The sequence below is a fragment of the Myxococcus vastator genome, assembly GCF_010894475.1.
Lineage (GTDB): Bacteria > Myxococcota > Myxococcia > Myxococcales > Myxococcaceae > Myxococcus > Myxococcus vastator.
The window spans coordinates 1-9,854 of record NZ_JAAIYB010000324.1 but is presented as its reverse complement, the minus strand read 5'-3'; the positions used below and the strand labels follow the sequence as shown (position 1 = coordinate 9,854).

At 71.2% G+C, this 9,854-nt stretch carries 9 protein-coding genes; 4 read left to right on the top strand and 5 right to left on the bottom strand.

What is annotated here, in order from left to right:
- A partial coding sequence (locus G4D87_RS26570) for a LytTR family DNA-binding domain-containing protein (protein ID WP_163785216.1) occupies positions 1-376 on the top strand: 376 nt, incomplete at its 5' end.
- A gap of 58 nt (positions 377-434) precedes the next feature.
- Here G4D87_RS26570 and G4D87_RS26565 read toward each other — a convergent pair.
- From G4D87_RS26565 to G4D87_RS26555, 3 genes are all read right to left on the bottom strand, one after another.
- Entirely contained in the window at positions 435-1,190 is a 756-nt protein-coding gene (locus G4D87_RS26565; RefSeq protein WP_240358632.1) for a beta-propeller domain-containing protein, read from the bottom strand.
- 203 nt (positions 1,191-1,393) lie between these two features.
- Positions 1,394-2,815 (bottom strand): hypothetical protein, encoded by a 1,422-nt coding sequence (locus G4D87_RS26560; RefSeq protein WP_240358631.1) that lies wholly within the window; start codon positions 2,813-2,815, stop codon positions 1,394-1,396.
- Positions 2,816-2,910: 95 nt separating this feature from the next.
- Positions 2,911-4,401 (bottom strand): glutamate-cysteine ligase family protein, encoded by a 1,491-nt coding sequence (locus tag G4D87_RS26555; protein ID WP_163785211.1) that lies wholly within the window; start codon positions 4,399-4,401, stop codon positions 2,911-2,913.
- 173 nt (positions 4,402-4,574) lie between these two features.
- Here G4D87_RS26555 and rlmN point away from each other — a divergent pair, with 173 nt between their 5' ends.
- Both rlmN and G4D87_RS26545 read left to right on the top strand, forming a co-directional pair.
- On the top strand, positions 4,575-5,654 hold the full coding sequence (gene rlmN / locus G4D87_RS26550) for a dual-specificity RNA methyltransferase RlmN (RefSeq protein WP_163785208.1): 1,080 nt from the start codon (positions 4,575-4,577) through the stop codon (positions 5,652-5,654).
- Positions 5,655-5,867: 213 nt separating this feature from the next.
- Positions 5,868-6,251: a hypothetical protein gene (locus tag G4D87_RS26545; protein WP_163785205.1), complete on the top strand. Its 384-nt coding sequence runs from the start codon at positions 5,868-5,870 to the stop codon at positions 6,249-6,251.
- On the opposite strand, the gene G4D87_RS26540 is transcribed toward G4D87_RS26545, so the two are convergent.
- Complete coding sequence (locus tag G4D87_RS26540; protein WP_163785203.1) at positions 6,241-7,836, bottom strand: adenylate/guanylate cyclase domain-containing protein; 1,596 nt, start codon at positions 7,834-7,836, stop codon at positions 6,241-6,243. The genes G4D87_RS26545 and G4D87_RS26540 overlap by 11 nt on opposite strands.
- Before the next feature lie 34 nt (positions 7,837-7,870).
- Entirely contained in the window at positions 7,871-8,725 is an 855-nt protein-coding gene (locus G4D87_RS26535; protein ID WP_163785201.1) for a metallophosphoesterase family protein, read from the bottom strand.
- A gap of 171 nt (positions 8,726-8,896) precedes the next feature.
- On the opposite strand from G4D87_RS26535, the gene gluQRS reads away from it, so the two are divergent.
- Positions 8,897-9,844: a tRNA glutamyl-Q(34) synthetase GluQRS gene (gene gluQRS, locus G4D87_RS26530; RefSeq protein ID WP_163785199.1), complete on the top strand. Its 948-nt coding sequence runs from the start codon at positions 8,897-8,899 to the stop codon at positions 9,842-9,844.
- Positions 9,845-9,854 lie beyond the last annotated feature (10 nt).

Sequence of the window (9,854 nt, the reverse complement as noted above, 5' to 3'; positions counted from 1 at the left end):
GCCCCCTGGCCCGCCCGTCCGCGGCCTGGGGCGGCTGCCCATTCCCACGCGGCAGGGCATCGTCCTGGTGGACCCAGAAGCCATCTCCCACGCGTCACTGGAGGACGAACTGGTGACGGTGTTCACCACGCAGGGAGACTTCCTCACCGACTTCACCCTCAACGAGTTGGTGGAGAAGCTGCCATCCGAGCACTTCCACCGCGTGCACCGCCGCGCGCTGCTCAACCTCACGCACGTGGCGCGCCTGGAGCCGCTGGACACGGGCGGCTACCTGGCGCGCACGCTGCGAGGCCACGCGGTGGAGGTGAGCCGTCAGTCCGCGCGCGAGCTGCGGCGCATGCTGGGCCTGCGTCGCGGCGTCGAGGAAGAGGGCTGAAGAAAGACAAAGGCCCGCGCCTGGGTGAATCCGCGCGGGCCCGGCTGCGAGTGGCGCCCTACTTCACGCGCACTTCGACGCTGACGACCCGGCCACCCTCGTTGCGCGAATAGACGACGGTGCCGCGCTCCGTCCACACCGGCCCGAAGCCCGTGCCCAGGCTGTAGGCCGAAGCGACGTCGTAGTCCTTGTCGAAGCTGAGGACGCGCACCTCGCCGTCCTCGCCCTGCCGCAGGCTCGTCGTGGTGTAGACGATGATGCGCCGGTCCGCGTCCCACTCCAGCGTGCCACCCAGCGCGGGGTTGGGGACGTAGGCCGAGCTGAGCTGCGTGGTGCCCACGTTCGTCAGCTGCTTCAGGTCCTTGCCGTTCTCCTTCACGCGCCACAGCGAGGGCACGCCCGAGCGCCGCGTGGACTGGAACAGCACGATGCGCCCATCCGGCGTCCACACCGGCGCGCTGTCATCGAAGCCCTCCGTCACCCGGTCCGACTTGCCCGAGTTCGCGTTGAGCACGTACAGCTCCGAGCTCCGCACCTCGTCGCCCTCGCGGTAGCCATCCGGCAGCTTCGCGTACACCACGCGGTTGCCATTCGGGGACACCTCGGGCGCGCCGGTGCGCTGCGCCACCAGGTGCGCGCTGCCCTGGTTGTCCATGCGCATGAGCTGGAGCGAGGTCGTCTGGTACACGATGATGCGCCGGTCGGCGGACTCGGACGACGGCTCCACCAACGACTGGGACGCCACGCCAGCGGCCTCAGCGTCCGCGAGCGCCTCCGCCCCACCGCACGCGGCGAGCAGCAGCGAAGAAGCCATCCACATCGCAAGGTTCCTACGGGGACTACGGCAGCGGACGTCGGTCGGATGCATACGGTCCTCTGGGTGGAATCCACCTACCAGCGCGGGGTTGACAGGTTTTACAGTCCGCGCTCACCGGTATTCCAGGTCAGAACACCATAACAACCTGGACCGTCATAAATGCTACCCGCCGACTGGACGCGACACCGCCACACACCGCGTCACGGTGACGCGAAAAGTGAGTGAGCCTGGGTCGCGTCCGCGCCAAGGATGTCTGAGAGGACCCGGGACGCCTGAATGGGGACGGCGATGCCAGCGCGCGCGCACCGCGCGGCTTCGTCCAAGGTGAGAGAAGGCGTGGAACAGTAGGACTCCCGCCAGTGCTCGGCGAGCTGCCGGGCGAAAGTCACGCGCAGGGCCTCCACCTTCGCCTCCAGCCAGGTCTCCGCGTGGGTGAAGCTCGGGCTCTGGGGCCGCACGTTGCCCTCCGTGAAGGTGACGTCGTGCTCGTGGCCTGACTCGGAGAGCTGGTCCTGCAACGTCACGGTGAGGGGGCCGCGCCGGGCGTCCAGCACCGCGGAGGAGGCCACCGCGACGTGGTGCGCCTGCGACAGCCGCAGCGCGTGGTACTCAAAGGACTTCGGGACGTCGCGGTAGCGCGTGACGGGCACGGAGTAGGTATGCGTGTGCTGGGTGTACTTCGTCACCGTGCGCGTCTTCGTCTTGCCGTCCTCGTCGGTGTACTCCTCCTCCGCCTCGTAGGGCTCCTCGATGACCTCCGTGCGGTCCTCGTGGTCCGTGTAGGGCACGCGGTCCGTCCATGACGCGCTCAGCGACACCGGCTGGCTTTCGCGCTCGGTGACGAAGCGTCCCTCCAGGCTGAACTCCGGCCGCGTCGAGCCTCCCGGCGCGAACCAGGGCGAGGCCTCGAAGGCCTGGGTGAGCCGGGCCTCCAGCTGCGCCTGCTGGGCCTCGTCCAGGCCCTCCACGGTGCCCGTCCACGACGGCGAGCCGAACAGCTCGGGCGCCGTCGCGGGGCGTGGCGCGTACTCCCGCCAGTGGCCGCAGTAGCGGAACACCAGCTCGCGCCAGTGCGGGCTGTCCTCCGTGCTGAGGTCGCGCAGCCGCTGGCAGGACGTCTTGCCGCTCTGGAGCACCAGCCACTCCATGTCGCGGGAGATGAGCGCCAGCTCGCGGTGCGCCAGCAGCGGCTGCTTGCGCTGCAAGGCCTGCTCCGCCGTGAGCGCGTGGCCTTGACGCGCGGAGTTTCCGACGAGCCGCTGAAGATGACGGCGGGTGCCGTCCACCTCCTCGCGCAGGGAGCTCTCCAGGCCGCCATTCAGCTTCGAGTTCCATGCCGTCCGGTGGTCCAGGAAGCGCAGGAGCCACGCCTCCGCTTCTTCGTCATCCCCTTCCAGGCGCGTCTCCCGCGCGTTGCTCAGCAGCTGCGCCAGCGCGCGCGCGCGCAGGTCCTCGCGGGCCAGGAGGAGCTCCGGGTCATGGGGGCGCTTCTGGATGAGGTCGTCGTAGATGGCGGCGGCCTCCACGAACATGCCCTTGCGCGCCAGGGAGTCCGCGCGGCCGCGCAAGGTGGTGCAGGCGCACAGCGCCAGGACGGAGACGACGAGGAGGAGCCGGGCCATGGTCACGAAAGAGCAGGTCGAGTGCGTCCGGTGACGGACGTGGCGGCGGGATATTCACGGAGCGCGGACCTTCACCGCACGCCGCCGGAGACAGGCTACTCAACCGGCCATGAATGGACAGGCGCCCCGGATTCGGAGTGCTGGAGGTAGCGCTCCAGCATCGCCGCCAGGGCGTCCTGCCGGGGCATCTGTGACTCCAGCCGCGCCAGCACCTGCCGCTGCCAGGTCGCGCCCGTCCGTCGCAGCAGGACGCGCTGTTCGATGATGCCCAGCAAGCTGTCCGCCTCCTCCGCGTCCACGCCCGCGCGCACCAGGCCCTCCCGGGCTTCGGGGAGCAGCCGCTTCACCAGCTCCGTCGCCGCCACGGGCTGGGGGCTGGGCGCCGTGGCCGAGGGCCACAACAGCTCCGCATCCAGCCCCTGCCGCGCGGCGCGGATGAAGTTGCCGTACGCGTGGACGAACGGCAGCGCGGGCAGCAGCGCGTCCACGCGCTCGGCCAGCGCCAACGTGAGGCCCAGCAGGAAGGCGCCGTTGGCCACCATGTCCACCGGCGTGGGCCCGGCGGGCAGCGCGCGGAACTCGATGCGCAGGTGGCCTCCGTCCTTCGGGTCGTAGATGGCGCGGTTCCAGCTCCACACCGTGCTCTGGTGCAGGCGCAGCTCCTCCAGGCCCGGCACCTCGCCCGCCGCCACGCGCTCGCGCGGGGGCTCGTCGCCCGACACCGGCAACAGCGGCGGGTGCAGCGCCACCGCTTCGGCGAACAGCTCGTGGGCGCCCTCGCGCACCCAGCCATGGCCGAACGACACGCGCGCGTGCGGCTGGAAGCCACCTTCTCCGGGCTCGCCCCGGTCGTCCACCGCTTGCCGGAACAGGGCCACGCGCGTCTCGTCCCACAGCTTCCGTCCCAGGAAGAGCGGCGAGTTGCCCGCCACCGCCAGCACCGGCGCCGTGGCGAGCTGCGCCGCGTTGTACATGCGCGCGAAGTCCCCCGGCGCCACGCGCAGGTGGTACTGGAGCGACGTGTTCGCGCCCTCCAGCGTCACGTCCTTCCAGGTGAGCGACAGCGCCTCCTCCTCGCCCCGAATCGACACCTGGAACGGCGCGGACCGGCGCTGACGGATGGCGGTGGACATGGCGCGATAGCGCGGCTCGCTCGTGAGCGCGCCACTGCCCAGGTCCGCCTCGCGCAAGGTGGGGAGGATGCCGATGACGGCCACGCGCGCGCCCTGCGTGGACGCGGCCCGGCGCACCGCGCCCACCGCGCTCTCCACCTCCTGGCGCAGCGCACTGAAGGGCCTGCCGGCCAGCGGGCCCGGACGCAGGTTCACCTCCAGGTTGAAGGCATCCAGCTCCAGCGTCACTCGGGGGTCCTCCGCGCGCGCCAGCACCTCCCGGTTCACGGGTAGTGGGAAGCCCAGGCGGTCCACGAGGTACAGCTCCAGCTCCGCGCCCACCGTCGGCGCGCCCGCGCCGAACCCCGGACGCGCCAGGAGCGCCCGCAGCGCCTCCAGGCACTCCGTCAGCCGCCGGGAGAAGCGCTCGTGGTCCTCCGGACGGAATTCCTCCTGATGGATGGCCATCCCCATGACGGCTCAAGGTAGCCACGCCCGCCTGCGTCCACCCCGGGGCCCGGGAGCCCGCCTGCACGGCCACCAGGCACCTGCCGGAGACCGCCCCGCGGGGCAGGGTCAATGTCCAGGAACGGCACCGCGCACGGGTAGGTACGCCCGCGCCCGGTGTGTTATCTCGGGGCCTGGCCATGCCGTCCGACACGTCCGCCAACCTGTACGATTTGACGCGGCCCGCGCTGGGGGCGCTGCTCTCCGGCTGGGGCTTCGGCCCCTACCACCGCGACCAGCTCTGGACCGCGCTGTACCGCCGGCACGCGACCACCTTCGACGAGCTGGACGGCCTCAAGCCGGCGCTGGTGCGCGCGCTGCGCGAGCACACGCGCCTGGGCCAGCTGGCCACCCACCATGAGTCCTTCAGCAGCGACGGCTTCACGCACAAGCTGCTGCTGCGCCTGGACGACGGGCAGACCATTGAAACCGTGCTGATGCGGTTCAAGGGCCGCGCCACGGTGTGCATCAGCACGCAGGCCGGCTGCGCCATGGGCTGCGTCTTCTGCGCCACCGGGCAGATGGGGCTGTCACGTCACCTGACGCCCGGCGAAATCGTGGGGCAGATACTCCACGTCAACCGCATCCTGCGCGCCTCCGGCGAGACGCTGCGCAACGTCGTCCTCATGGGCATGGGCGAGCCGCTGCACAACTACGAGCACACCCTGTCCGCGGTGGACGTGCTGGTGGATGCGCTGGGGCTCGCCATGGGCCCACGCTTCATCACGCTCAGCACCGTGGGCGTGGTGCCCGGCATCCGGCGGCTCGCGGATGAAGCGCGCCCCATCCACCTGGCCGTCAGCCTCCATGGCGCCACCGACGCCGAGCGCGCGGCGCTGGTCCCCGCGGGGCGCCGCTGGCCCCTGGACGAGCTGATGGACGCGTGCCGCTACTACAGCGAGAAGCGCAAGCGCCGCGTCTTCTTCGAGTGGACGCTCATCTCCGGCCGCAACGACACCGCCGAGCACGCGCACACGCTGGGCCAGCTGCTGCGCGGCATGGACGCGCACGTCAACGTCATCCCCCTCAACCCCACGGTGGGTTACGACGGCGGCCCCAGCAGGCCCGAGTCCGTGCGCGCCTTCCAGGACGTGCTCGCCTCCCATGACGTGCCCAGCACGGTGCGTCAGCGCCGGGGCATCGACATCGACGCGGGCTGTGGCCAGCTCAAGGCCGCCGTGGAGCGCCGCTCACGCCGTTCACTTCCCACCAGCGCCTGACGCATTCCCGAAGGCCCCACGCCCGCTGTCCGCCCAGGCCCCGGGTACGAGCGCACTGGTGACGCGAAGGTCCATGCGTCAGGGTCCTGAGTTACACCCCGAGGGGCGCGCCGTGTCGGTGGCGGACGCCCATGTCGATTACGGGCGGTGCCCCTTGCACGCGACACGGCCATGGGCACATTCTTTCCATCGGCTTCCCCGGGGAGGTGGGCGATGCTTTCCATCCAGGAGCACGCAACGGTGGATGAGGCGAGCAGTGAGCTGCTCGACTTCGTTCTCAAGCCGTACAACTGGCTATCACTGCCAAGAACAGGCACGGACCCGGCGGCATGGCCCGGGCAGAACACGCTCTATCAGCGCCGCGTGGGGCCGCTGCGTATCTGCGCGTCCGTGGACGTGGCGGCCACGCTGGACGTCTTCCTGCACATCGCCTTCCGCGCACCGGGCCTCACGCCGGTGAAGGCGGCGGACTACCTGGAAAACTTCCTCAAGCAGCGGCTGCCGCTGACGCCCAACTCCGAATGGCAGGTGGAGGTGGACGAGCGCCGGTGGATTCACTTCTCGCGGCGCTACGCGGGCCCTCACCTCAAGGCGTGAGCGGCTCCAGCCGGTAGTGGCGCAGCGGCTGCGCCACGTTCTTCACGGGCGTCTCCGTCAGGGGCCCGAAGCGCAGGCCCTGGAAGAAGGGCTCCTCGGAGCCCACCAGCGCGGCATGCACGCTGTCCATCACCAGCGTCTCCCGGAAGCCCGCCAGTGACTGGAGGCGGGCCGCCTGATTCATCCCGCTGGAGAACGCCGTGTACTGGCGGTTGGGCCCGAAGAGGCCGCAGTTGGCGTGCGCCAGGTTGACGCCCACCGCCACCCCCAGACCGGGCAGCTTCACGCGCTCACACAGCGCCGCGACTTCCTCGCGCGCGCCCAGTGACGCGGTGAAGGCCTGGATGTCACACGCGGCCCGCACCGCCGCCTGTGCGCGCTCGCGCGGCGTCCCCTTGAAGAAGGGCGGCCCGAAGAGGCCGATGACGCAGTCACCGACCATCTTGTCGAACACGCCGCCGTGCTCCCAGATGCAGCCCACGGCGCGCTCGCTCCACTCGTCCACGAAGCGGCCGATGTCGCGCGGGCTGTCGAAGCCCCGCTCGCAGATGCGGGTGAAGCCGTTGATGTCCGCGAAGAGGATGCCCACCTCCTGGTCCTGCGCCCGCAGGTGCTGGGCGTAGGCGGGGTCCTGCAACAACGCGTCGATGACGGCGTTGGGGAAGAACTGCGACAGGTGGATGCGCTCGCGGTTGTAGTCCTGGAGCCGCTGACTCAGCGTGGACGCCAGCACCCGGATGAGGTCCATGGCGTAGGTGGAGAAGCCGTTGTCGTTCCACACGACAATCTTCCCCAGCGGCCCAGGCGCGGCGGCGCCGGAGATGAGCACGGCCTCCGTGGTGCGGCCGGAGAAGAGCCGCCGCAGCGTGGACTCCTCGCTCAGGAGCAGCCGGGGGCCATGCTGACGGATGGCCGCCTCCAGCCCCGCGTGGGGCTGCTCGCCGCTTTCGAACTCCAGGTGCCCGTTGCGGTAGGTGCGGTAGTGCAACACGTGCGGCTGCACCGCGTCCCGGGACAGCAGCAGGAAGCCCGGCAGGCGCACGCGCTGCGCCAGCGTCAGCACGGCCAGGTCCATGCCCGCCTCGAAGACGGGGTTGGCCAGGTGGCTGTTGCACTGGAGGATGAGCTGGTGCTTCTCCGACGCGGTGTGCACCAGGCACAACACCGTGTCGAGCTGCTCCGCCACGGTGTCCAGCACGCGCTGCAGTCGCGCGGCGTCCTCCGGCGCGGTGGCGTCGTTCGCGAAGAGCAGGCCGAACACGCCCACGCGGGTCCCCGCCACGTCCAGGGGCTGGCTGACCAGGGTGTCCGCCCCCATCCGGCGCACGCCCACGGCGCCTTCCAGCAGCGCGCCGGGGTGACAGTCACTCCAGTCCCCATCCTCCCACGTCTGCTCCACCAGCTCTTCGTCGCGCGTGGTGATGGCCACGGCCTTGGCACCGGTGAGCGAGCGCACCAACGGAAAGCAGCGCTTGAAGGTCTGCGTCAGCGTCTCGCGCTCGCGCAGGCTCTCCTCCAAGGCGTCATCCACCGCGCGCTGGAGGGTGCGCAGCGCCTTGTACTCCCCCAGGTTGATGTCGGTCATGGGCTGCCCTTCTATCGCCGCCCGGGCGGTGCTGTCACAGGGCGGGGGTTTGTTGCTGGCCGCCGGACACCTGCCCGTCCACCACGTCGATGAGCCAGTACCCCTCGTGTCCGGATTCGGTGGAGGAGCCCGCGCCAAAGACATGGGGCCGGTCGGCGGTGGCGGGATGGTGGTAGCGCCGGTGGATGTGGCCGTGCAACACCGCGTAGCGCGGGCCCGGCAGCAGCTTCAGCAAGGCATCCGCGTCCCGGAGGCCATGGTGCCAGCGGTCCGGCCGTCCATGGGGATTGAGCGGCGCGTGGTGCACCACCACCAGGATGGCCCGGCCCTCCAGCCGGGCATCCTTCAGCAGCGCGGACAGGCCTTCGAGCTGCGCCTCGCCGATGACGCCGTAGGACAGGCCCGGCGTGCGCGGCACCCGGGCGGACAGCAGGCCCACCACCGCGGCCTCGGTGCCCAGCAGCCGGACGAAGGGAAAGGCGCCCTCGCGGCGATACTCCGGCAAGTCGCTCTCCAGCAGGTGGCCGAAGTACTTCGCGAAGCGCCCGGTGCGGTGGCTCCCGGGCGTGAAGACGTCGTGGTTGCCGGGGATGACGGTGCAGCGGCGGGGGTCCTCCGCCAGCGCGCCCAGGGACTGGCGGGCGCCGCTGAACTCACCGTCCAGCGCGTACGCCGTCAAGTCGCCGGAGAGGATGAAGTGGTCCACCTGGAAGGTCTGCGCGTCCCGGGCAATGGCGGCCAGTGCCTGAGGCGCGCGCGCGTACCGCCGGGCGCGGCCTCCCACGGTGAGCTCCGCCAGGGCCACCCAGCGTCGCCAGCCTAGCCGGTGCAGCGGAAGCGCGAAGTAGTCCTCGGTGATGTGGACGTCGGAGCAGTGGGCGATGCGCATCGAGGGGTCTTTCCGCCAATCACGACGAACGTAGCACCCGCTCCCGGAGGCGTCGACGAAGCAGGCCGCGGGCACTGCGGCGGGCCCCCCGCGTCGGTTATGGTCCCCCGCGACGATGATTCGCTCCGCGTGCCCGCACGCCCTCTCTTCCCACGGCCTCCGGGGGTGCCCATGAGCCAGGTCCGAGGCCGCTTCGCGCCCAGCCCCACCGGGCGCATGCACCTGGGAAACCTCCGCAGCGCGCTGCTCGGCTGGCTCCAGGCGAGGGCGGCCCACGGCCGCTTCCTGCTGCGCATCGAGGACCTGGACCGCGCGCGCTGCAAGCCGCGGCACGTCGATGACTTGCTGCGAGACCTGGAATGGCTGGGGCTGGACTGGGACGAGCAGCCCCTCTTCCAGAGCCAGCGGGGCGGCCTCTACCGCGACGCGCAAGCGAAGCTGGAGCGTGAAGGGCGCGTGTATCCCTGCTTCTGCACCCGCGCGGAGATTGCGCGGGCCGCCAGCGCGCCTCACGGGCTCTCCGACGAAGGCCCCCGCTACCCGGGCACCTGCGCGCACCTCACCCGCGAACAGATTTCCGAGCGCGCCCGCACGCGCGCGCCCGCGCACCGCTTCCGCGCGAGCCCCGGCGAGGTCCGCTTCGTGGACGGGCTGCAGGGCCCGTACTCGCAAGACGTGGACGCGGTGGTGGGCGACTTCGTCGTGCGGCGCAACGACGGGGTGGCCAGCTACCAGCTCGCGGTGGTGGTGGACGACGCGGCCACGGACATCACCCACGTGCTGCGCGGGGACGACCTGCTCTCCTCCACGCCCCGGCAGCTCCAGCTCTACGCGGCGCTGGGTCTGCGCGCGCCCGACTTCCTCCACGTCCCGCTGGTGCTGGGCGAAGACGGCAAGCGGCTCGCCAAGCGCGAGGGAGCCTTCGCGCTCGCGGAGCTGCGTGAGCGGGGCGTGGCGCCCGAGCGGGTGCTGGGCCTGCTCGCCGCCTGGAGCGGATGGGGAGCGGGTGGCCCCATGACGCTCGCCGAGCTGGTGCACAGCTTCCGCCCCGAACGGCTGCCGCGCGCCCCCGTCGTCGCGGGCGAGGCCGCGCTCCGGGAAGCACTCGGCCTGGGGTGAGCCCGAGCCC